Annotated in this window: 21 protein-coding genes and 1 pseudogene; 2 read left to right on the forward strand and 20 right to left on the reverse strand. The window is 33.4% G+C overall.

Annotation, left to right across the window (positions count from 1 at the left end):
• Positions 1–2: 2 nt before the first annotated feature.
• From rsmB to FNL83_RS07975, 3 genes are read right to left on the reverse strand one after another with little or no spacing between them, the layout of a single operon-like run.
• Positions 3–1,310 carry a 16S rRNA (cytosine(967)-C(5))-methyltransferase RsmB gene (gene rsmB, locus FNL83_RS07965; protein WP_001830124.1) on the reverse strand — a complete coding sequence of 436 codons (1,308 nt, stop codon included), beginning with the start codon at positions 1,308–1,310 and terminating at the stop codon, positions 3–5.
• Positions 1,307–2,239: a methionyl-tRNA formyltransferase gene (fmt, locus tag FNL83_RS07970; protein WP_002439455.1), complete on the reverse strand. Its 933-nt coding sequence runs from the start codon at positions 2,237–2,239 to the stop codon at positions 1,307–1,309. Before fmt ends, rsmB begins: the two co-directional genes overlap by 4 nt.
• Positions 2,232–2,720: a peptide deformylase gene (locus tag FNL83_RS07975; RefSeq protein WP_054828569.1), complete on the reverse strand. Its 489-nt coding sequence runs from the start codon at positions 2,718–2,720 to the stop codon at positions 2,232–2,234. Before FNL83_RS07975 ends, fmt begins: the two co-directional genes overlap by 8 nt.
• Before the next feature lie 221 nt (positions 2,721–2,941).
• On the opposite strand from FNL83_RS07975, the gene FNL83_RS07980 reads away from it, so the two are divergent.
• Complete coding sequence (locus tag FNL83_RS07980) at positions 2,942–3,145, forward strand: TM2 domain-containing protein (RefSeq protein WP_001830141.1); 204 nt, start codon at positions 2,942–2,944, stop codon at positions 3,143–3,145.
• 107 nt (positions 3,146–3,252) lie between these two features.
• Here the strand turns inward: FNL83_RS07980 and priA are convergent, their stop codons facing one another.
• The 4 genes from priA to gmk all read right to left on the reverse strand — a co-directional run bounded on the left by priA (position 3,253) and on the right by gmk (position 8,233).
• Entirely contained in the window at positions 3,253–5,661 is a 2,409-nt protein-coding gene (gene priA, locus FNL83_RS07985; protein ID WP_001830152.1) for a primosomal protein N', read from the reverse strand.
• Positions 5,661–6,860 (reverse strand): bifunctional phosphopantothenoylcysteine decarboxylase/phosphopantothenate--cysteine ligase CoaBC, encoded by a 1,200-nt coding sequence (coaBC, locus tag FNL83_RS07990; RefSeq protein ID WP_002489766.1) that lies wholly within the window; start codon positions 6,858–6,860, stop codon positions 5,661–5,663. Before coaBC ends, priA begins: the two co-directional genes overlap by 1 nt.
• Before the next feature lie 537 nt (positions 6,861–7,397).
• Positions 7,398–7,610, reverse strand: coding sequence for a DNA-directed RNA polymerase subunit omega (gene rpoZ, locus FNL83_RS07995; RefSeq protein WP_002456586.1), 213 nt, complete (start codon positions 7,608–7,610; stop codon positions 7,398–7,400).
• A complete protein-coding gene (gene gmk / locus FNL83_RS08000; protein ID WP_001830096.1) occupies positions 7,610–8,233 on the reverse strand; it encodes a guanylate kinase in 624 nt (207 codons plus the stop codon). Before gmk ends, rpoZ begins: the two co-directional genes overlap by 1 nt.
• A gap of 269 nt (positions 8,234–8,502) precedes the next feature.
• On the opposite strand from gmk, the gene FNL83_RS08005 reads away from it, so the two are divergent.
• On the forward strand, positions 8,503–10,200 hold the full coding sequence (locus FNL83_RS08005; RefSeq protein WP_002456587.1) for an Rqc2 family fibronectin-binding protein: 1,698 nt from the start codon (positions 8,503–8,505) through the stop codon (positions 10,198–10,200).
• Between the two features lie 61 nt (positions 10,201–10,261).
• On the opposite strand, the gene FNL83_RS08010 is transcribed toward FNL83_RS08005, so the two are convergent.
• The 13 genes and pseudogenes from FNL83_RS08010 to FNL83_RS08070 all read right to left on the reverse strand — a co-directional run bounded on the left by FNL83_RS08010 (position 10,262) and on the right by FNL83_RS08070 (position 23,581).
• Positions 10,262–10,669: a VOC family protein gene (locus FNL83_RS08010; protein ID WP_001830181.1), complete on the reverse strand. Its 408-nt coding sequence runs from the start codon at positions 10,667–10,669 to the stop codon at positions 10,262–10,264.
• Between the two features lie 537 nt (positions 10,670–11,206).
• Positions 11,207–11,413 carry a hypothetical protein gene (locus FNL83_RS08015; protein WP_001830061.1) on the reverse strand — a complete coding sequence of 69 codons (207 nt, stop codon included), beginning with the start codon at positions 11,411–11,413 and terminating at the stop codon, positions 11,207–11,209.
• Between the two features lie 25 nt (positions 11,414–11,438).
• A complete protein-coding gene (pyrE, locus tag FNL83_RS08020; RefSeq protein WP_001830179.1) occupies positions 11,439–12,050 on the reverse strand; it encodes an orotate phosphoribosyltransferase in 612 nt (203 codons plus the stop codon).
• Complete coding sequence (pyrF, locus tag FNL83_RS08025; protein ID WP_002469379.1) at positions 12,051–12,743, reverse strand: orotidine-5'-phosphate decarboxylase; 693 nt, start codon at positions 12,741–12,743, stop codon at positions 12,051–12,053.
• 34 nt (positions 12,744–12,777) lie between these two features.
• The gene (gene carB, locus FNL83_RS08030) at positions 12,778–15,951 is read right to left on the reverse strand and encodes a carbamoyl-phosphate synthase large subunit (RefSeq protein WP_002439440.1); all 3,174 of its coding nucleotides are present in this window, start codon (positions 15,949–15,951) and stop codon (positions 12,778–12,780) included.
• Positions 15,944–17,044, reverse strand: coding sequence for a carbamoyl phosphate synthase small subunit (locus tag FNL83_RS08035; RefSeq protein ID WP_142191178.1), 1,101 nt, complete (start codon positions 17,042–17,044; stop codon positions 15,944–15,946). The genes carB and FNL83_RS08035 overlap by 8 nt, the downstream gene beginning before the upstream one ends.
• Positions 17,045–18,322 carry a dihydroorotase gene (locus tag FNL83_RS08040; RefSeq protein WP_001830129.1) on the reverse strand — a complete coding sequence of 426 codons (1,278 nt, stop codon included), beginning with the start codon at positions 18,320–18,322 and terminating at the stop codon, positions 17,045–17,047.
• A 17-nt stretch (positions 18,323–18,339) separates the two neighbouring features.
• Positions 18,340–19,221, reverse strand: coding sequence for an aspartate carbamoyltransferase catalytic subunit (locus FNL83_RS08045; RefSeq protein ID WP_001830068.1), 882 nt, complete (start codon positions 19,219–19,221; stop codon positions 18,340–18,342).
• 25 nt (positions 19,222–19,246) lie between these two features.
• A complete protein-coding gene (locus FNL83_RS08050; protein ID WP_001830174.1) occupies positions 19,247–20,554 on the reverse strand; it encodes a uracil-xanthine permease family protein in 1,308 nt (435 codons plus the stop codon).
• Positions 20,555–20,786: 232 nt separating this feature from the next.
• A complete protein-coding gene (gene pyrR, locus FNL83_RS08055; protein WP_001830167.1) occupies positions 20,787–21,314 on the reverse strand; it encodes a bifunctional pyr operon transcriptional regulator/uracil phosphoribosyltransferase PyrR in 528 nt (175 codons plus the stop codon).
• 302 nt (positions 21,315–21,616) lie between these two features.
• Positions 21,617–22,534 carry an RluA family pseudouridine synthase gene (locus FNL83_RS08060; protein WP_001830176.1) on the reverse strand — a complete coding sequence of 306 codons (918 nt, stop codon included), beginning with the start codon at positions 22,532–22,534 and terminating at the stop codon, positions 21,617–21,619.
• A gap of 2 nt (positions 22,535–22,536) precedes the next feature.
• Positions 22,537–23,022: a signal peptidase II gene (gene lspA / locus FNL83_RS08065; protein WP_002494957.1), complete on the reverse strand. Its 486-nt coding sequence runs from the start codon at positions 23,020–23,022 to the stop codon at positions 22,537–22,539.
• 88 nt (positions 23,023–23,110) lie between these two features.
• Positions 23,111–23,581, reverse strand: a pseudogene (locus tag FNL83_RS08070) (CHAP domain-containing protein).
• Positions 23,582–23,584: the final 3 nt, after the last annotated feature.

A 23,584-nucleotide genomic window follows, 5' to 3' on the forward strand; every position in this document is an offset into this window, starting at 1 on the left:
CTCTAACTTTCCTTTCTTTTTATCTTGCTAATAAAGAATCCATCCGAATTAAAATCTTGTGGAAGTATCTGTAACGTTTTAACCTGTTCACCAGTCGCTGGATTTTGGAATGGTTCAAACTCAAAATCTTTATGTCTCTTTAAAAAAGTATAGATGACATTTTCGTTTTCCATTTGTTCTATTGTACATGTTGAATACACTATTGTACCACCAGGTTTAATATTATCTTTAACATTTTCTAAAATTTGTAATTGTAATTCTACTAAAGACTTAATGCTATTTTGTGATTGACTATATTTAATTTCAGGTTTGTGTCTAAGAACACCTAATCCACTACATGGTGCATCAACAAGAATCTTATCATACATTTTATCGTATACTTCTGTAGCATCATGTTGAAAAGCCTTGATATTATTCAATTTCAATTTTTTAATATTTTGCTTTATAAGATTTATTTTATGTTCATGAATATCTGTTGCATCGACGTGACCTTCTGGTGAAAGAATTTCTGCCATATGACAAGCTTTACCACCAGGTGCGCTGCACGCATCTAAAACTTTGTCATCTCGCCCTAGGTTCATTACATAAGCTACCATCATTGAACTTTTATCTTGAATAGAGATATAACCTTCTTTAAAAGCGTTTGAATTAACCACAGGCATACCTGATATATGAAGACAAAATGGTAACATATCGTCTTTTTTAACGTGGTAACCTTCCTGTTCTAACTTAGAGATAATTGAATCAATAGAATCACGAGATATATTGGCGCGCACGGTTGTGGTTACAGGCTCTAAAAAAGATCGTGCAATGTTTTCAGTTTTTTCTACTCCAAAATGTGTAACCCAATGATCAACAATCCATTTGGGAAGACTATATTGAATTGCAATTCTTTTTTTAGTATCATCTATATCTTCAAAGCTTGGCAATTCAGTGCGCATTACTGTTCGTAATATACCATTGACTATATTCCCTGTGTGAAAGCCACCACGTTTCTTTGCTATATCTACCGCTTCATGAATAATAGCATGGTTAGGTATTTTATCTAAATATAAATATTGATATAAACTCATCCACAGTAATTGTCGCACCCATGATTTGATTTTAGTTTTGATAAAAGGCTTTAGTAGATAATCTAACGTGTATTTTCTTTTTATTGTTCCATATACTAATTCTGTGAACAAATTTTTATCTACTGTATTAATGTTATTTGTAGATAGAACTTCATTAATTTTCAAATTACTATAAGCACCTTTATTTAGGACGTCGTTGATTGTTTCTAATGCATATGTTCGCACTGATTTCATCATAATAGAACTTTCCCAACTAACGACTCTTGTACACCACTTAAATAATCAGTAACTTTCATACGTTTTTTCCCTGCAGGTTGAATCTCAGTAAGTGCGATGGCATCATCAGAACCGGTAGCTATGATGAGTTCATGCTTAGTAGTTTCAATAATTGTTCCTGGATTACCTTTTTTCCCTTTCACAATGAAAGCGCTAAATAATTTGAGATTCTTTTCATTCATAGTTGTATAAGCAACTGGCCATGGAGACAGTCCTCTAATATGGTTATGAATTGCTTGTGCACTCATATTCCAATCAACTCTCTCGTCTTCACGACGAATATTAGATGCAAATGTTGCAAGTGCATCATCTTGAGGGATACTGTCATTGGTATTATCAATGATACTAGGAAGTGTCTTCTTTAATAATTCGGCACCTAAAAAGCTTAATTTATCATGCATTGTGCCAACATTATCTTCTTCTTCAATACGAATTGATTGTTGCGAGATGATATTACCTGCATCAAGTTTTTTAACCATATACATAATCGTGATTCCAGTTTCTTCTTCACCATCAATTATAGCCTGATGTATAGGTGCTCCTCCTCTATACTTAGGTAGCAATGATGCATGGACATTAATAGCTCCTAATTTAGGTGCATTGAGTAAGGACTCTGGTAATAGTTGACCGAACGCAGCCGTTACTATTAAATCTGATTCTAAAGAAAGTAACGATTCTAATTCTTGAGAATCTTTAAGTTTTTCAGGTTGATATACCGGTATTTGATGCTTTGTAGCTACTCTTTTTACTGGTGGTGGTGTCATCACTTTCTTACGTCCCACTGGTCTATCAGGTTGTGTCACTACAGCGATAACTTCATGCTCAGCAATTAACATCTCTAAAATTTTCGTTGAAAAATCAGGTGTTCCCATAAAAATGATTTTACTCATTGTCAAAATACGCCTCCACTTCAGTTTCATTTAATATATGATGTGCTCTTTTGGTAAATTGAATTCCATTAAGATGATCAATCATATGTAAAATCATGCGTGCAATATCGTCATATGCAGTTAATTCAACTGCATTTCCATTGATATCATAGTTTTGTACAGTGATCATTTTGCTACGTTTAACTTCTCCATATATATGAGGTAAACTGATTGAGCCTTCTAAGTCAGAAACAGTCTCTTGAGATTGACTTTTAACGACAGGATTAATAAGTTGTAATAACCCTTCTTGTTCCATATCGATGAGTGCAACACTTTGATCTACTCCAATTTGAGGTGCACTAATTGCAGCAGCTTCCTCATGATATAATGTATCTTCCAAATCTTCCAATAACACTTTTAGTTTTTGATCATACGTGCTTACAGGTTGAATTGTTTTATTCAAAATAGGATGTGTTGATTTTACTAATTTCTTTACAGTCATCACTTAGGCTCCTCATTAAAATTCATCATATCATTATAACTTACTTAGTATGAAATTGCGACCTTTCGAAGTAAGCTTATATCTTAATCTCCTCTTCGTTCACCTCATACTTTAGAATGAAATATCAAAGTTATAAAGTAAAACAATTGCGTAATTTTGATTAAATTATAAAATAAGAAATGTAAGATATATAAAGTATTATGCTAAAGGAGTTGATATAAATGGAAGTTAATAAAGTCATTTATATTTTACTAGCAGTCTTTCTTGGTAGTTTTGGCATCCACAAATTTTATGCTGGTAAACCAATTCAAGGATTATTGCATATTCTATTTTGTTGGACTGCTATCCCGCATGTGTTAGCAATTATTAGTGCAGTTTTAACATTATTCAAACCTGCCGACGCAAACGGGAACGTCAGAATGTAAAATTAATTTAATGTCCATATGACGCATTTTAGTTTGATTTATAAGAATAGCCTCAAAAAACATCTAAAGTGATGGATTTTGAGGCTTTTTGATGTTTGGCACTTCATTCACATCATCATTTGTGGATTGATATCAATTTTTAATGATAGTTTATCCTTTACATATTGATCATGATAATAATCATCTAAATATTGTAACGCTTGATGTAATTGAGGCTCACTCTTATATTTTACTAGTATTTGAAAACGATACTCATTGTTAATTCTTGCTAGTGCTGCTGGTGAAGGGCCTAGCACGAATGCTTTTTCACTTAAGTGCTGTACTAAAATTTGATGTATATGCTTAGAGGCCATCATGACCTTTTTTATATCAGTATGTGAAATGGTAAAGTTAATCAAAAAATAGTAAGGTGGATATTTTCCTAATTTTCGATAATTCATTTCTTTTTGATAAAAAGAAAGATAATCGTTTAATTTCACATCCTTTATTGAATAATGATCAGGGTTGTACGTTTGTATGATAACTTGTCCTTCTTTTTCATGACGACCTGCGCGTCCAGATACCTGAGTTAAAAGTTGGTATGTTCGTTCACTGGCACGAAAGTCAGGTAAGTTTAACATAGTGTCAGCATTGAGCACACCAACTAGAGTAATGTTAGGATAATCCAAACCTTTAGCAATCATTTGCGTACCTAATAAGATATCTCCTTTTCCTGCTTCAAAGTCATTTAACAATTTCTCATGTGCACCTTTTCTTGAAGTTGTATCAACATCCATCCTTATAATACGAGCATGAGGGAATTCTTGTTGTAATAATTCTTCTACACGTTGCGTTCCAGTTCCGACTTGTCTGATATGATCACCTTCACAATTTGGACATTGAGATGGTGGATTTTCTTGATAACCACAGTAATGACATTTTAATTGATCGGTTGTTTTATGATATGTTAACGAAATATCACAATGGGGACATTGGGGAACGTAACCACAATCTCTACATAACATAAATGAAGCATATCCCCTTCTATTTAAGAATAGTACTATTTGTTCTTTTTTATCCAACCGTTCTTGTATCGCTTGTCTTAGTGCTATAGAAAACATGGAACGATTACCTTCACTTAATTCTTCTCTCATATCTATAATATCAATATGCGGTAACGCTTGTTGATTGACTCTATGTGGCAATGACAACAACTCGTAAACATTTTTTTCTGCTCTAGCATATGACTCAAGACTCGGTGTTGCGCTACCTAAAACTACAGGACAATGATGAAATTGACTTCTCCATTGTGCAATATCACGTGCATGATATCTGGGATAATCTTCTTGTTTATATGTAGATTCATGTTCTTCATCAATTATAATGATGCCTAAATTTTTAAACGGTGCGAAAATACTTGAACGAGCACCTACACTCACTCGAGCTCGACCGTCTCTAATTTTTTGCCACTCATCATAACGTTCACCTTTTGAAAGTCCGGAATGTAATACCGCTACATCATCTCCAAATCGACGTTTAAATCTTAGTACCATCTGAGGTGTTAAGGCGATTTCCGGCACTAACATCATGGCTTCTTTACCTTTATTAAGAACTTCTTCTATTGTTTGAAGATAGACTTCGGTTTTACCTGAACCTGTGACTCCGTGTAATAAAAATGTTCTTTCTTTTTCATCATGAATATAATGTTGAATAGCTTCAAATGCATCTTGCTGTTCTTTAGTTAATATCCTCTTTTGTTCTTGTTCAAATATACGATTTGCATATGGATCTCTGAAAACCTCGGCGATATATTTTTCAATATAACCTTTTTTGATTAAAGAATCTAAACTCGAGTGAGAGAAGCCCATATCATTGATTTCTTTTAAAAACACTGTTCGATGAGACTCTTCTAATAAAAATGCATACAAATCATATTGTTTTGTATATTTCTCGAGTTTTGCAAGTACTTCATCACCATTCAACGTATTAACTACGCCAACAGCTTTTTGAGTTTTCTTTTTTGTGTTTTGAGAAAGTATCGTGACCTCTTCAATCAATCCTTGATTTAACAAAGTCAACATTTCTTCTAAATCATTGTTTTGCTGAGCTTCTTTATATAAGTAATAACCGTCATTGTTAAATAGCGCTTTGGTTTTTGAAGATAAATTTTTTGGATCGATAATTGAAAAAGCTTTCTTATACTTTGCTTTAATGGCACTTGGCAACATCGCTTCTAAAACAGAAATACGTTTCATCACATGATAATGGCTCATCCATTCGCTTAATTGAATCAGTTCGGATGTTAATTCAGGTTTAATATCACGTACTTCTTTTATTTCTTTTAGTTTCGATATATCCATATTTCCATCTGGTTTTTGTTGAATATTCATGACGTATCCTTGTATAGTTCTAGGGCCAAAAGGTACCACAACGCGAACGCCAATTTGAATCACACGTTCTAAATTTTTAGGAACGATATAATCAAATTTAAAATCGACACTTTTCGACGGAATATCAACAATTACTTTTGCAATCATTACTGCCACCTAGTTTCTAAAATTTCTATAATTTGATGTGCTAAAGCTGATTTTTTTCCTTTCTTAATATTTACTTTTTCATTATTTTTAAAATGCATAGTTAATTCATTGTCATCTGAACTAAAGCCTATGGATGTATCACCTACATTGTTCGAAATGATAACATCTGCATTTTTTCTTTTGAGTTTGTCTAGAGCATACTGTTCAATATTTTGTGTTTCAGCAGCAAAACCAACAAGATATTGGTGCGTTTTATTTTCTCCTAAGTATTTTAAAATATCCTTTGTACGCTTAAATTGAACAGATAATCCTCCTTCTTGTTTTTTTAATTTATGTTCAAGTATGTCCATTGGTGTATAATCAGACACCGCCGCTGCTTTAATCACTATATCTTGTTTCGCAAAGCGTTCGGTTACAGCTTGAAACATATCATCTGCACTCTCAACTTTTACTACATTAATCCCTTCAGGTAGAGATAAGTGGGTGGGACCACTAATTAAAGTTACGATTGCTCCCTTATCTCGTAATGCTTCAGCTATAGCATATCCCATTTTTCCTGATGAACGATTTGATACGTATCGAACAGGATCAATAACTTCAACTGTAGGCCCAGCTGTAACTAATGCGCGCTTTCCAGAAAAAGAGCTTTTGATAACATTCTTCTGTTGAGTAAAAAATTTATTAATAACAGATAGGATTTGCATGGGTTCTTCCATTCGCCCTTTTGCTACATAACCACATGCTAAATAGCCACTACCAGGTTCAATAAAATAATATCCGTCTTGACTTAGCACTTTCATATTATGTTTAGTACGTGGATTGTTATACATATTTACATTCATTGCGGGTGCAACGAATTTTGGTGTTGTTGTAGCAAGTAATGTAGAAGTAATTAAATCATCAGCAATTCCAACACTTAATTTTGCGATAGTATTAGCAGTTGCTGGCGCGACTATAATCGCATCTGCCCAGTCTCCTAATGATACATGTTGAATCTCTTCAGGATTTTCTTCTTTAAATGTATTTGTGTAAACAGGATTTCTACTGATTGCTTGAAAAGCTAGCGGAGTAACAAACTCTTGAGCATGATCAGATAGCATAACTCTTACATCATAGCCGGATTGTATTAATTTACTTGTTAAATCAATTGCTTTATATGCTGCGATACCGCCTGTAACAGCTAATAAAATATGTTTCATTATTTATATTCTCCCTTAATACTTTATCAATACGCCTAAATTAGAAATGGAACGGAATAATTTAGTTATGTGTTATCTATTAAATATCAAATTTAAAGGCAACTTTGGCTAAGCAAAAGCATATCCCTCGTAAAAAGAGAGCGGAATAGAATTCATAATGAATTCATTATCCCACCCTCTCGCAATATGACCTTAAATAGAGAATCTAATAAAATTTTCATAACAGAAACTCAGACCCTTAAACGTTTTATTTTAAGTACATTTCAGGGTAGTCAATCTACTGCGAAGAGATTTAATGGCTAAAACTAGTCATTTATATTTCAGATTCATTGACGACTTATTTATAATTATTATACACAAATTAATCATTAAATTAAAAAAGTGACTATTACTAAATGTAACTTTCAAGTTGGACAAAGAATTTTTGTCTGATTTCAAGCTTGTTTTATACGCTATTCAACTATTTTATAATTTACTAGTAATTAAAAAACCTAGGACAATTTTTATGTCCCAGGCTCTACCAATATTAATAAAACTTTATCCTAAATACTCTTTCGGTACAACAGGTTCTATTTTACCATCAGCAATTTCTTCTAAAGCTTTTCCAACAGGTTTAGCTGAATGGTACTGATCTAAAAGCGCTGTTTCGCGTTTTTCATCTAATTCACGTGCTCTTTTAGCCGCCGTAGTGGCAATAAGATATTTTGAATTCACTTTTGCAGTAAGTTGGTTTAACGGTGGATTTAACATTATTTTTTGACCTCCAGTAACATTTTTCTATATTTAGCTTCGATTCGCTCTCTTTTTAAATGCTCAGCTTCAACTATTGACTGAATTCGATTCTTAGCGAGTTCAACCTCGTCGTTAACTACAACGTAGTCGTATAAATTCATCATTTCTACTTCTTTTCGTGCCTCGTTCACACGACTTTGAATCTTTTCATCTGATTCAGTTCCTCTACCAACAAGACGTTCTTTCAAGTCATCTAAACTTGGAGGCGCTAAAAATATGAACAACGCATCTGGAAATTTCTTTCTTACTTGCTTAGCACCTTCAACTTCGATTTCTAAAAAGACGTCATGACCTTCTTCCATAGTATCCTTTACATATTGTACAGGTGTACCATAGTAATTACCTACATATTGTGCATACTCAATAAACTGGTCGTCTTTAATTAACGCCTCAAATTCTTCCTTTGTTTTAAAGAAGTAATCTACACCATCAATTTCACCTTCACGCATATGACGTGTCGTCATTGATATAGAATACTTATATGAAGTAGTTGGGTCTTCAAATATCTTCTTTCTAACAGTTCCCTTTCCAACACCTGAAGGGCCTGAAAGAACAATTAACAGTCCTTTTTCCTTATCCATGCCTTACGACCTCTCTAAGCTATTCTTCTATTATTTAAATATAATATCATATTGCTACGATATATGTATAGCCGTACATTGTTATAGAGTCAAATTCATCTTATTTCGTCATATCTTTAAAATTTTTAAGCACTTCAATTCGCCTTTATAAATTGCTATAAAAATTAAGAATATTCAACTTTAAAATAATTTACAGTCTTTAATCATGACCTCTCAGTTTACGCATGTTACAATATGATGAATGAAAAAGTATAAGGTGGCAGATAATTATGGCATATGATGGCTTATTTACTAAAAAAATGATTGAATCATTACAAGGTTTAGTCTCAGGCCGAATTCATAAAATAAATCAACCAGAAAATGACACAATAATTATTGTAATAAGACAAAATCGTAAAAATCATCAACTACTTCTATCGATTCACCCTAGTTTCTCTCGTTTACAATTAACCACTAAAAAATACGACAATCCATTTACCCCACCAATGTTTGCAAGAGTTTTCCGTAAACACCTTGAGGGAGGCTTTATAAAAGCAATTCGACAGGTTGGTAACGATAGACGTATAGAGATTGATATCGAAAGTAAAGATGAAATTGGTGATACAATATATAGAACTATCATATTGGAAATAATGGGTAAACATAGTAACCTTATCCTTGTCGATGATCAACGTAAAATCATCGAAGGGTTTAAACATCTAACTCCTAACACAAATCAGTACAGAACCGTTATGCCTGGCTTCAAATATGAAGCACCACCAAATCAAAATAAAATCAATCCTTATGAATTAACAGGACAAGAGGTATTAAAATATATAGACTTTAATGCTGGAAAGATTGCCAAACAATTACTTAATATATGTGAGGGCTTTAGTCCGCTAATCGCTAATGAAATTGTGAATCGTCGTCAATTTATGACTCAAGAAACATTACCTGATGCTTTTGATGAAGTCATGGCCGAAACAAAATCAGCACCTACCCCTGTCTTTCATAAAAATCATGAAACAGGTAAAGAGGACTTCTATTTCATGAAACTTAATCAATTCTATGATGATATAGTTGAGTATCATTCACTTCATGAACTATTGGATCGCTTTTATGATGCACGTGGAGAGAGAGAAAGAGTCAAACAACGTGCAAATGATTTAGTCAGATTTGTACAACAGCAACTGCAAAAACAACAAAATAAATTGAGTAAACTTATCGATGAGTATGAAAGTGCTAAAAACAAAGAAACTCAGCAATTATATGGAGAGTTGATTACAGCTAATATATATCGTATTCAACAAGGTGACGATTCTGTTATAGCGTTGAATTACTATACTGGTGAAGAAGTAAAGATTCCACTTAACCCTACAAAATCGCCATCAACTAACGCTCAATATTATTATAAACAATATAACCGTATGAAAACACGGGAGCACGAATTGACTCATCAGATTAAACTTACTAAAGAGAATATTGATTACTTTGATAATATTGAACAACAGTTAAAGCACATTACCGTTGATGATATCGATGATATTCGCGATGAACTTGCTGAACAGGGATTCATGAAGCAAAGAAAACAAAGTAAAAAGAAAAAACAGTCTAAAATTCAACTTCAAACGTATCATTCTACTGATGGAGATACGATATTAGTAGGTAAAAATAATAAACAAAATGATTATCTTACCAATAAAAAGGCACGTAAAAATCATTTATGGTTTCATACAAAGGATATTCCAGGATCTCATGTTGTCATACTCAATGAGAGTCCAAGCGAAACAACGATTAAAGAAGCGGCAATGCTAGCTGGGTACTTCTCTAAAGCTGGGAGTTCAGCTCAGATTCCTGTAGATTATACAGAAATTAGACACGTTCATAAACCTTCTGGAGCAAAACCTGGATTCGTGACATATGACAACCAAAAGACCCTATTTGCAACACCTGATTATGATCATATTCAACAAATGAAAGAATCATAATATTAAAAAAGACAGCAGAATTGAATGCACATATCATTCAACATTCTGCTGTCTTTTTAATCTATTTGTTTTCTGGTAAAGCAAGTTGAAAACTCACGCCAAATTTATCTTGAACCCATGCAAACTCTCTAAATGGTGGCATTTCTGTTTTAGGCATTAAAATGGCGCCTTCATTTTTCAAACCATTAAATAAACGTTCCATCTCCATAGTATCCTTAACAGTGACATATAGTGACATTGCTGGATTCATAGGCAACTCTTCTCCACTATTTGCATCTATTGCCATAAATACTTGGCCATTTAGCGTAAAGATGGAGTGTTGTACTGATCCAGGTGTGCCCGGTCCTTCTTCGCCATACTTCACCATTGTAATAATTTCACTATCTTCAAATAAACTTGTGTATAATTGAATTGCTTCTTCAGCTTCATCATTAAACATTAAAAACGTCGTAATTTTTGGTATGTCCATGTGCTATTCCCTCTTTATATCGTATTCTTGTTATTTAAAAATCAATCTTACTTATTATTTTAACATGTATGTCCTTTCATTGTAGAATGTAGTTATATAGGATTTAAAAAATTAGAACTTTAATATAGTTTGATTCTTAATTTGATTGATAGTTCGATTAAGATTGGAGGCGTTGTTATGCTCATACATTATGGTGTGCCATTATTAATATTTGCATTAGTTCTATTAATTGGATGGCTAATGACTAAGATGTTTATACGTTAATTTTGAGTAATTATTATAACCTTTGATTTATCGTAAATAATGCGTGTAGAATTTATTGATTTGAATATAATTATTTCAAATATGCATTGAAGGTGAAGTACAATTGTACGATGAATTGGAATACTCTAGTGATTTTTCTTCTCAGCTTATTTCCACAATTCATTCTGACTTTATAATAAAAATTTACTATGATTTCGAAGTTAATTCATAAAAACACTCCGAAAGTTGATTGAATCATCACTTTTGGAGTGTTTTTAGAATATCGATTTATAGTTAATGATTTAAATTTTTCTTGGCACGTTTAAAAATTTCAATTGAATGTTTAAATACTTCATCATTCATTGTTTTTAAAATATTTTCATTATTAGAATGGTCTGATTGAGAATCAGATGGAATTCTATAATCATCTCGTCTATAAAGAAACTCATTACAATGTTTTATTAAAGTGTAAAGATGATTATTATCATTATTTTGTTCCATTAGACGCCTCCTCACCATTCATATATTACGATAAGTTATCTCGCCAATCAACTAATGTTTGGATATCATTTAAAGAGATTTTACCTTCATCTTTCGCAACTTCTATAAGCTCATTATAATCACTTAAAGTGTAAAACGGAATATGAGCCTTATTAAATGTCTTGTCTGCTTTCGCAAGACCATATGTGAATATAGCAACGACCCCAAGCACATTAGCTCCCGCTTCTTCCAATGCTTCGACAGCTGTAATCGAAGAACCTCCAGTAGAAATTAAATCCTCGACTACAACGACATTTTTATTCTCGCTTTTTGCACCTTCTATTTGGTTTTGTTTACCATGGCTTTTACTTTTTGATCTAACGTAATTCATAGGTAATTCTAATTTTTCAGAAATGTAAGCTGCATGAGGGATACCAGCAGTGGCCGTACCCGAGATAATTTCAACGTTAGAAAAATGTTCTTTAATTAATTGAATTAACCCATCTCTAATCGCATTACGCACTTCAGGGTAGCCTAAAGTTATTCGATTATCACAATATATAGGCGATTTAATTCCAGAGCTCCAAGTAAATAAATCATTTGGAGATAATGAAACTGCCTCTATGTCTAACAATGCTTTAGCAATATTTTTAGCCATTTAACTTAACCAACTTTCTTTTATTTTATGATAACTGTCAATTGGATGCTCACTTTGAGTGATAGGTCGACCTACTACGATATGTGTTGACCCCAAGGTTTTAGCTTCCTCTGGTGTTGTAATTCGTTGTTGATCATTACGAGCTGCGCCTTTCGGGCGAATACCTGGTGTCACTTTTAAAAAGTCAGTACCTAGTTCTTTAGAAATCATCTCAGCCTCAAGAGGAGAACATACGACACCGTCTAAACCAGCTTTTTTAGTAAGACGAGCATAATTTAAAACTGCCTCCTCTATTGAGGTTTGAATATTTTGTTCTTCATGTAATTGTCTTTCAGTAGTTGAAGTTAATTGAGTAACTGCAATGATTTTAATATCAGCATTATGTTTTCTTAACCCTTTTTTAGCTTCTTCCATCATTTTAATACCACCGGCAGCATGAACATTGACTAAATCTACATCTAAACGTGCTAAGCCTTCCATTGCTTTACTCACAGTATTAGGTATGTCATGTAATTTTAAATCTAAAAAGATATCATGACCTCTTTTTTTAATGGACTTAATTAAAGCTGGCCCTGTTTGATAAAATAACTCCATCCCAATTTTGACGCATAACGGTTCATTAAATTTATTTAAAAATGTATGAACCTCGTCTGCTGATTTAAAATCTAATGCTATAATGGGTAGATTTCTCACACTCATCTTCTCCTTTTAACTTCTATCATAAAGATTATACATTTCTCATAGTAAACGTCATGCTTTCAATGACATTTGTTAAAGCACTGGCAGTATCCAGTGATGTTAAACAAGGTACACCATTTTCAACTGTTGTACGTCGAATTTGGAATCCATCTCGTTCGATTTCTTTTCCTTTTGTCATAGTATTAATGACAATTTGCACTTCTCCATTTTGAATTCGTGTCAGTAAATCATCCTCGCCACCGATTTTACCTACGACCTCAACTGGAATATTATGATCTTTTAACTTTTGTGCTGTTCCACGAGTAGCCAATATTTTGTAGCCTATTTCATTTAATCGATGTGCAATCTTGACTATTTCATCTTTATCTTTATCACTTACAGTCATCAATACTGTACCATGATCTTTCACTTCAAATCCGCTACCAGTGAGACCTTTGTATAGCGCTTTTTCAAGTGTTAGGTCTTTACCCATAACTTCACCTGTAGACTTCATCTCTGGTCCAAGCGTTATATCTACATTTTTTAATTTATTAAAACTAAATACGGGCGCTTTAACATATACGCCTTCAGAGTATGGTTGGATACCTTGTTTGAACCCAATTTCGGCAAGCGTTTCACCCATAATTGCACGCATCGCTAATTGTGCCATTTGAATATCAGTAATCTTACTTAAGAATGGTACCGTACGGCTTGAACGCGGATTAACTTCTAACACATAAACACCGTCGTGAGCTATGACAAATTGAATGTTAATAAGACCTTTAATATTTAAACCTTTTGCCAATTTAATTGTGTAGTCTTCGAGTGTATTAATTTCGTCTTGAGTCAGTGTTTGTGGTGGATAAACTGCAATAGAATCTCCACTGTGAACACCTGCACGCTCTATATGTTCCATAATTCCTGGAATCACGACAGTCTCACCATCTGAAATAGCATCCACTTCTATCTCTTTTCCTGTTAAATAGCGGTCTACCAATACAGGATGTTCTGGACTTGCTTTAACAGCTTGAGTCATATAATTTTCAAGTTCTTGATCATTATCTACAATCTCCATTGCACGGCCACCAAGCACGTATGAAGGACGAACTACAACTGGATAGCCTATTTCTCTTGCATTTTCAAGAGCTTCTTTAGGTGATGTAGCAGTTTTACCTTGTGGCTGGGGTACAGCTATTTCACGTAATAACGCTTCAAATTCCTTTCTATCCTCAGCTCGATTTAAATCTTCTAATGATGTTCCGAGAATTTTAACACCATGTTGTGCTAACTTATCAGCTAAGTTTATTGCTGTTTGACCACCAAATTGTACTACAACACCTTTAGGTTGTTCTAAGTTAATGATATTCATAACATCTTCTTCTGTTAGTGGTTCAAAATATAATTTGTCAGAAATTGAAAAGTCAGTAGATACAGTCTCCGGATTATTATTCACAATAATAGCTTCGTAACCAGCATTTTGAATAGCCCATACTGCATGTACAGTTGCATAATCAAATTCTACCCCTTGGCCAATTCTAATTGGTCCTGAACCTAGTACTAGAATTTTCTCTTTATCAGTTACTATAGATTCATTTTCATATTCATACGTACCATAATAGTATGGCGTTGTGGATTCAAATTCAGCTGCACATGTATCAACCATTTTATAAACTGGTTTAATATTTTGACTCATACGTAGTTGATATATGTCTTTTTCTTCCTTATCCCATCTATGAGCAATCACTTTATCACTAAAACCATAATCTTTAGCGTATTTTAAATACTCTAAATCACCTTGATGATTTTTAAGTTCATGCTCAATATCAATAATGTTTTGGAACTTATTTAGGAAGAAATAGTCAATTTTTGTCATATTATGAAGTTCTTCAAGAGATGTTCCTCTACGAATTGCTTCGCCGATAAAGAACAATCTTTCATCATCTTGATGTCCAATACGCTCTTTAATGTAATCTAATTCATAACTTTCTCCATTTGGTAAACCTAAATGATGAACACCATATTCAAGTGAACGAATGGCTTTCAGTAAAGATTCTTCATATGTACGACCGATTGCCATGACTTCGCCTGTCGCTTTCATTTGAGTTCCAAGTTCACGTTCACCTTTTTCGAATTTATCAAATGGGAAACGTGGAATTTTAGAAATAACATAGTCTAAAGTTGGTTCAAATGCAGCATATGAAGTTCCTGTGATAGGGTTAAGCATTTCATCTAATGTTAAACCTACGGCAATCTTAGCAGCTAATTTTGCAATAGGATAACCCGTCGCTTTTGAAGCTAATGCTGATGAACGAGACACACGTGGGTTGACCTCAATGATGTAATAATTCAATGAATGTGGGTCAAGCGCGAGTTGCACATTACATCCACCTTCAATACCTAAAGCACGAATTACTTTTAAAGATACGTCTCGTAGCATTTGATATTCTACATCTGACAGTGTTTGACTCGGTGCAACAACGATTGAATCTCCAGTATGAATGCCTACAGGATCTATGTTCTCCATATTACATACTACGATTGCGTTATCATTTTTATCACGCATAACTTCATATTCGATTTCTTTATAACCTGCGATTGATTTTTCTATTAAACATTGTGTAGCAGGGCTATAGTGTAAACCATTACTAACAACTTCTTTTAATTCAGCATCATTATGGCAAATACCACCGCCAGTACCTCCCATCGTAAATGCAGGACGTACAATTAACGGGTATCCAACTTGTTCTTTAAATTCAAATGCTTGTTCTACTGTATTAACAATATCGCTTTCTGGTACAGGTACATTTAAATCATTCATTAATGTTCTAAACATTTCACGATCTTCGGCTTGTTGAATAGACTCTAGCTCTGTGCCTAACAACTTTACATTATTAGCTTCTAACACACCACTATCATGAAGTTGAATCGCCATGTTCAACCCAGTTTGACCACCTAAAGTAGGTAATAATGCATCTGGTTGTTCTTTTCTAATAATACGAGCAATAAAATCGTGCGTTAATGGTTCTATGTAGACTTTATCGGCAATTTCTTTATCTGTCATTATTGTTGCAGGATTAGAATTAACTAAAATAACTCTGTAGCCTTCTTCTTTTAATGCTAGACAAGCTTGTGTTCCTGCATAGTCAAATTCTGCAGCTTGTCCAATAATAATTGGGCCTGAACCGACTACTAAAATTGTCTTAATATCATCTCTTTTAGGCATTGATTTGACGCTCCTTTTCTTTGAAATCCTTCATCATTGCTATGAACTCATCAAATAAGTAATTAGAATCACTTGGACCTGGTCTTGCTTCAGGATGATATTGGACTGAAAACGCTGGAAGTTCTTTATGTCTTAGTCCTTCAACAGTACCATCGTTTAAAGCAATGTGTGTAACTTCAAGGTCAGTATTTTTTAGCGAGTCACGATCAATAGAATAGCCGTGATTTTGGCTCGTGATATCTATTTTACCTGTTCTTAAATCTTTAACGGGATGGTTCACACCACGATGTCCAAATTTCATTTTGAATGAAGTTGCGCCTTGTGATAATGCAAAAAGTTGATGACCAAGGCAGATACCAAAGAATGGTATCTTTCCTAATATGCCTCTGATCATATCTAAAGCAACGTCAACTTCGTCTGGATCACCAGGTCCGTTTGATAGCATGACACCATCTGGAGACATGCCTAAAATCTCTTCAGCTGACGTATCATATGGTACAACTGTGACGTTGCAACCACGTAAATTTAATTCACGAACGATATTTTGCTTTTTACCAAAGTCGAGTAAAACGACGCTTAAATCGGAACCTGTTGATACATATGGTGTTTTTGTAGAAACCGTTTGAACTTCATCTCTAGGTAATTCAGCAGTTTTCAACTGTTCAACAAGTTCCTGAATGTTATCTTTATTATCTGTAAATCCAGCTCTTAAAACACCATGATTTCTAATTTTACGAGTAATACTTCTAGTATCTACCCCCGATATACCAGGAATATGATATTGAGCAAGTGTTTCGTGTAAAGTTTTTTGGTGTCTAAAGTTACTAGGGTGTGTACTTGCTTCCTTTACTACTACCCCATTTAATTTAGGTGTTAATGATTCAAAATCATCGCGATTAATACCATAGTTTCCAATTAGTGGGTACGTAAAAGTTATGATTTGACCTGTGTAAGACGGGTCAGAGATTGTTTCTTGGTACCCCGTCATAGCAGTGTTGAATACAATTTCGCCTATAGATAAGTCATCTGACCCTAAGCGATATCCTTCGTAATAAGAGCCATCTTCCAGTACAAGATAACGTTTTTCAAGCATCTACTTTTCCTCCTCGAATACTACTTCACCTTTAAGCATTGTTAGTGTTGGATTTCCATAAACTTTTTCACCAATAAATGGAGTGTTATCAGCTTTAGATAAGAAATCTTCACTTTTGATTTCTTTTTCAGTATTAAGATCAATTATTGTTAAATCAGCGTAACTATCTTTGTGTAATTTTCCATAATTTAAGTTGAAAATAGTAGCTGGTTTAATAGTGAAATAATCAACTAATTGTTGCAGTGACCAATTACCTCGTCTTACAAAGTGTGTATAAAGTAATGGGAATGCTGTTTCACTACCTACGATGCCGAAAGGTGCTTTTGTCATAGGTTGTGCTTTTTCTTCTTTAGCGTGAGGTGCATGATCCGTTGCAATACAATCAATTGTTCCATCTAATAAGCCTTCTAAAAGTGCTTCTCTATCTTCATTACTTCTTAATGGTGGATTCATTTTGTAGTTTGAATCATCGCCAGGAACATCATTTTCAGTTAATAATAAATGATGTGGTGTAACTTCTGCTGTTACATGGATACCAGCTTTTTTAGCGTCTCTGATTACTCGAACACTTTCCTTAGTTGAAACATGACACACATGATAGTGACAACCAGTTGCTTCAGCCAATAATACATCTCTAGCAATTTGTACAGATTCAGCAATATTTGGAATACCAGGTATGCCTAATTCTTCACTACGTTTACCTTTATGCATTGCACCACCATAGATTAAGCTATTATCTTCACAGTGTGCGACAATCGGTTTTTTAACTTTTGCAGCTTGCTTCATAGCAGCATACATCATACTTGCTGTTTGAACTCCCACACCATCGTCAGTAAATGCAAACACACCTTCTAGTGCTAATTTTTCAAAATCAACAAGTTCAGTACCTGCTTGTCTCTTAGTAATAGCAGCATAAGGCAACACCCTAACTTGTGCTGTTTCAGAAATTCGTTGTCTTAATTCTCTGACATGTTCAACTGTATCTGGTACAGGTCTTGTATTAGGCATAGGGCATACTGTAGTAAAACCACCTCTTGCAGCGGCTTTTGTACCACTTTCAATTGTTTCTTTATGTTCACCACCTGGTTCACGTAGGTGCACATGAACATCTACAAAACCGGGAGCAATTAAATTTCCTTTTGCATCAATAACTTCAATATTTGAAGATGAGGCATTAATTTTACTACTAATTTGTTTAATACGTTTACCGTCGATTAATATTTCTGTGTCTTTTAGGATACCGTTTTTTAAGATTTTTCCGTTTTTAATTAATTTCATGTAGAATTAACCCCTTTCTATTGTAAAAGCGCACTTATTACTGCCATTCTTAAATACATTCCATTTTCCATCTGCTTAAATATTCGAGACTTAGGTGCTTCAACTAGCTCGCTTTTAATTTCAACACCTCTATTTACAGGAGCTGGATGCATTACAATGGCTTCCTCTTTTAATTTATCATATCTAGCCTGTGTTAAACCAAATTGTTGATGATATTCTTCAGCAGCAAAGTTAGCTTCACCTGAAATTCCATGTCTTTCATGTTGAACTCTAAGCAACATAACAATATCTACTTTATCAATGACTTCATCAATTTCAACATAAGGCGCCTCTAATGTATTATCTACCCATTCTTTTGGACTTGAGAACATTACGTTGGCACCTAATGATGTTAAACTATGATAATTACTTCTTGCGACACGAGAATTTTTAATGTCCCCGCATATTAGAATATTCAAACCTTCAAACGAACCATATTCTTCATATATTGTCATTATGTCTAATAAACTCTGAGTAGGATGTTGTCCACTTCCATCACCTGCATTAGCAATTGGAATATTTAATTGATCCAGTTCTTCGTAATAAGAATTTTGGGAGTGACGTATGACAAGTAAATCAACACCTATACTTTCAAGTGTTTTACATGTGTCATAAAGTGACTCACCCTTTTTTACAGATGATGTACTTGTTTCAAAATTAATAAGTTTTAATCCTAATTTTTGTTCTGCCATCTCAAAGCTACACTTTGTTCGCGTTGAATTTTCGAAGAATAAGTTTGATACGTATTGACCGTTAAATTGAGGTAATGGTCGCTCACCAGATTTGAATTGGCAAGCGATAGTAATTAAATCATAAATTTCTGAATTAGATAAATGCTCCATTGATAATAAGTGTTCCATAAAGCGCCTCCTATAGAAATAAAGCTTAATTTATTTGGTTTTTATCTTTTGGCAAAATTAAATTTAATATTATTCCTGAAAGTGCTGATAATGCCATTCCTTCAATTTGTAAATTGATACCTATGCCTTTTAAATTGATAAGAAGATTACCAATCCCGACAACAAGCACAACTGATGCTATAACCAAGTTGCGATTGCTTGCGAAATCTACTTGACTTTCAACAAGCATTCTTAAACCACTAGCTGCTATAATACCGAATAATAAAATTGAGACACCACCCATCACTGGCGTAGGTATTGAAGATATTAAAGCAGTGAACTTACCAATAAATGCAAGAATGATAGCTATAACTGCCGCACCACCAATAACGTAAATACTATATATTTTGGTGATCGCTAGTACACCTATATTTTCACCATAAGTTGTACTAGGAGGACCTCCTATCATACTTGCAAACATAGTTGAAACACCATCACCAATGATTGATTTATCTAAACCTGGATTTTCAAAGAAATTGCGTCCTACTATTTTATTAATTACCATTTGATGACCAATATGTTCACTTACCGTCACAAACACCACGGGTATCATCACGAGAATGAGTCCTAAATGAAAAGATGGTGTGTAATCTTTAAATGGTAGATAAATATGAGGAAAATCTATCCATTTCGCTTGTGCTATTGGAGCAAATTTAACTATGCCCATGAAAATGGATACAATATATCCCACTATAATACCTATAAGTACAGGTATTAGTGATAAAAATCCTTTGAAGAATCCTTGGACGATGATGGTTACTGCTAATGTAATCAAAGCAACAATTAAGTAACTTAAGTTATACCCTTTCATTTCAGCAGAATTTTCGAACATGGCCATGTTTACTGCTGTAGGAGCTAAACTTAACCCAATGACCATTATTACTGGTCCGACAACTACTGGTGGTAACAAGTGCATTAACCAATGTGTTCCACTCAATTTAATGAAAATACCTATAATCACGTACATTAATCCACTCATAAATAATGCAACCAGCATATCTCCAAGACTATGTGTACTTAACCCTGTAATGATAGGTGTAATAAAGGCAAAACTCGATCCTAGGTAGGCAGGAATTTTCGCTTTTGTGATTAATATGTATAAAAGTGTACCAATACCTGATGCCAACAAAGCTGCTGATATAGGCAGATGTGTTAAAAATGGTACAAGTACAGTTGATCCAAACATTGCAAATAAATGTTGAAGACTCAGAAATGCCCATTGTGCTGGTTTTGGTTTATCTTTTACATCAAGAACTGGCTGAACGGTACGCTCAAACATTTGCTCATTTTCCATGTTGATTCATTTCCTTTCATAAAAAAAGTCTCTTTACAATCAGTAGAATGTAAAGAGACTAAAATGAAATATATCTAAGTGTAATGTTAAGTTAAACTTTTATCATCACATTTATCAATGAAGCTTCTATTGGATATTTATAGTTTACATAATCTTTTTATAGTCATATTTAGATTTATCCATAAGAAACACTTCACCTTTTTCAGTCTCTCGTACTGTTTTAAAAGGATAATTATTCAATGACGACTGCATTTCTATCGTCAATTTCTTCTAAATAAACTGAAACAGATTCATCTCGTGCTGTAGGTATATTTTTTCCTACAAAATCTGCGCGTATAGGGAGTTCACGATGACCACGATCCACAAGTGCTGCAAGCCCTATTTTAATAGGTCTTGTATGTAATAAAATCGCATCTAATGAGGCTCTTACTGTACGTCCGGTATACAAAACATCGTCAATGATAACAACCACTTTGTTATTAATATCTACATTAATATCAAAAGCGTATTGATCAGCTTGTTGCACTACCTTATCAACGTCATCTCGAAAATGCGTGATATCGATAGTACCTGTTGGTACTAATTGTTGTTCAATTGAATTTATTTTATCTTGTATACGATGTGCTAAAAAAGCACCTCTTGTTTTAATGCCTAATAGAACTAAATCTTTAGTTCCCTTGTTATATTCTAGAATTTCATGAGCAATTCGTGTAATTGTACGTTGTATCGCTGCCTCATCTAAAATAATTCGTTCAGACATTGTTTCACCTCTTTTAATATAAAAAAACTCATATCTTTAATAAAGATATGAGACAAAAAGTTAAAGAGAATAATCTATATTCTCTATTATATTCACATTCTTAAGTTATAAACACAGCAAAAGTATTAGTAACTTAATCATCAAAATATTATTATCCTAATTATTCATATCTTCGGAGCCTCTCTGGACCCTCAATTAAAGATGACGTTTTTATATTTAAACTGTTATTAGTTTAAAACTTTTAATAGTATAAGTCAATGGCAAAGTTAGTATTTATAATTAAAAATCGATGCCTCATTCGTTTATGCATCTCTACGTCTTATATCATCTAGTAACTTTTCAAAATCGTTAGGTAATGTTGCATGCTTCTCAATGTATTCATGTGTTACAGGATGTTCGAAACCAATTATACCAGCATGTAAAGCTTGTCCATCGATATCTAACGTTTTTTTAGGTCCATACTTCGGATCCCCTACAAGAGGATAACCAATATATTTCATATGTACACGAATTTGATGTGTACGCCCTGTTTCTAATTGACATTCTATCAATGTATAATCTTTAAAATGCTCTAATACATTAAAGTGTGTCACAGCTTCTTTACCGTCATCAACCACAGCCATCGATTGTCTATCGTTTTTATTTCGACCAATTGGTGCGTCAATAGTGCCATAATCATGAGGGATATTACCATGAACTAACGCCGTGTATTTTCGTTTAACAGTTTTAGACATAAGTTGTTCAACTAAATGACGATGAGCAACATCATTTTTAGCAACCATTAATAAACCAGACGTATCTTTATCTATTCTATGAACTATGCCGGGACGTATTTCGCCATTGATTCCTGATAAATCTTTAATTTGATACATTAATCCATTTACTAATGTTCCACTATAATGGCCTGGAGATGGATGTACAACCATACCTTTTGGTTTATATACAACAGCAACGTCTTCGTCTTCATAATAAATATCTAAATTTAAGTTTTCAGGTTTTATATCTGCCTCTACGACTTCTTTCTCGGTTACAACAATTTTGTCATTTAACTTGACCTTATAGTTCGATTTAATTACTTTACCATTTACCTTGACTAAACCTTCTTTAATCCAATCTTGAAGTTGACTACGTGACCAATCTTTATTTAAATCTGAAACAAGTTTATCTATACGTTGTCCAACTTGTGATTGTTCGATAATATTAAAATTATAATTTTCCAAAACTAGACCTCCTTCTTATTTATGATTGCATCTTTAATGAGTGCGATGATTACGAATATAACTCCAATTGTTAAGCTTGAATCCGCAATATTAAAGATAGGAAAATCGTATCCGAATATATTTGTATCAATAAAATCCACAACTTCGCCATGTAATACGCGATCAATAAAATTTCCTAAAGCTCCAGCAAATAATAGGCTTATTGCAACTTGCATAAACAAATTAAATTGTGCTTCTTTAATATAAAAAATAACTAAAACGATTAAAATAATGATAGTAATAATATAGAAAAATAGCATTTTACCACTCAAAATCCCCCATGCTGCACCGTTGTTTCTATGGGATGTAATATTTAAAAAGTTAGGGATAATTTCATATGAATCTCCAACCTTCATTGAGATTGTAATAAGCCATTTAGAAACTTGATCGAAAACTAATACAATGATTGTCATAAGTAAAGAGATGCTAATATAGTATTTCTTTTTCAAAGAAGTGCCTCCATTCTTTTTAATGTCATCTAAAGCAACACTTAACATTATATCCTAGAACGTAATTTTGAAAAAGATATCTTGTCTATTATGTTTTTATCTTTTGCGGATGAATATAATAATAATTTTTAATATCATAGGTATGAATTGTGCGTTTTGTGATTTCATAAGGTTGTGTATAGTTCATTTCTGAAACTTACATAGAACCATCTTCATTTATTGTTTCTATATATGCAACATGACCGTATTTCCCTTTAGAAGATTGTAATATTGATCCTTTTTTAGGGTTACGGTCAACAATGTATCCATCATCAATTGCTTTTTTATCCCAATGCTTGGCGTCGCTCCAATTATTGTTTATCTTATTTCCATCATTTTTAACACGTTCAAAGACGTAATATGTACACTGCCCCTTTTTATATGTATTGATTTTCATAGGATGATGTGACGTAAAACGACTTTGACCATGTTTCGCATCTTGAATCATAAACTCGTCAATGAGTGCTGCTATTGTCAAGATAACAGTAACAACAAACATGACTATGATTGCTTTTTTCATATC

It is taken from the genome of Staphylococcus epidermidis, from assembly GCF_006742205.1.
In the GTDB taxonomy this organism is placed as follows: Bacteria; Bacillota; Bacilli; order Staphylococcales; family Staphylococcaceae; genus Staphylococcus; species Staphylococcus epidermidis.

Bases quoted from the DNA above. Each gene is read 5' to 3' on its own strand.
- rsmB (WP_001830124.1), bottom strand. From the start codon at position 1,310: ATGATGAAATCAGTGCGAACATATGCATTAGAAACAATCAACGACGTC.
- fmt (WP_002439455.1), bottom strand. From the start codon at position 2,239: ATGAGTAAAATCATTTTTATGGGAACACCTGATTTTTCAACGAAAATT.
- FNL83_RS07975 (WP_054828569.1), bottom strand. From the start codon at position 2,720: ATGACTGTAAAGAAATTAGTAAAATCAACACATCCTATTTTGAATAAA.
- FNL83_RS07980 (WP_001830141.1), top strand. From the start codon at position 2,942: ATGGAAGTTAATAAAGTCATTTATATTTTACTAGCAGTCTTTCTTGGT.
- priA (WP_001830152.1), bottom strand. From the start codon at position 5,661: ATGATTGCAAAAGTAATTGTTGATATTCCGTCGAAAAGTGTCGATTTT.
- coaBC (WP_002489766.1), bottom strand. From the start codon at position 6,860: ATGAAACATATTTTATTAGCTGTTACAGGCGGTATCGCAGCATATAAA.
- rpoZ (WP_002456586.1), bottom strand. From the start codon at position 7,610: ATGTTAAATCCACCGTTAAACCAACTTACTGCAAAAGTGAATTCAAAA.
- gmk (WP_001830096.1), bottom strand. From the start codon at position 8,233: ATGGATAAGGAAAAAGGACTGTTAATTGTTCTTTCAGGCCCTTCAGGT.
- FNL83_RS08005 (WP_002456587.1), top strand. From the start codon at position 8,503: ATGGCATATGATGGCTTATTTACTAAAAAAATGATTGAATCATTACAA.
- FNL83_RS08010 (WP_001830181.1), bottom strand. From the start codon at position 10,669: ATGGACATACCAAAAATTACGACGTTTTTAATGTTTAATGATGAAGCT.
- FNL83_RS08015 (WP_001830061.1), bottom strand. From the start codon at position 11,413: ATGGAACAAAATAATGATAATAATCATCTTTACACTTTAATAAAACAT.
- pyrE (WP_001830179.1), bottom strand. From the start codon at position 12,050: ATGGCTAAAAATATTGCTAAAGCATTGTTAGACATAGAGGCAGTTTCA.
- carB (WP_002439440.1), bottom strand. From the start codon at position 15,951: ATGCCTAAAAGAGATGATATTAAGACAATTTTAGTAGTCGGTTCAGGC.
- FNL83_RS08035 (WP_142191178.1), bottom strand. From the start codon at position 17,044: ATGCTTGAAAAACGTTATCTTGTACTGGAAGATGGCTCTTATTACGAA.
- FNL83_RS08040 (WP_001830129.1), bottom strand. From the start codon at position 18,322: ATGAAATTAATTAAAAACGGAAAAATCTTAAAAAACGGTATCCTAAAA.
- FNL83_RS08045 (WP_001830068.1), bottom strand. From the start codon at position 19,221: ATGGAACACTTATTATCAATGGAGCATTTATCTAATTCAGAAATTTAT.
- FNL83_RS08050 (WP_001830174.1), bottom strand. From the start codon at position 20,554: ATGGAAAATGAGCAAATGTTTGAGCGTACCGTTCAGCCAGTTCTTGAT.
- pyrR (WP_001830167.1), bottom strand. From the start codon at position 21,314: ATGTCTGAACGAATTATTTTAGATGAGGCAGCGATACAACGTACAATT.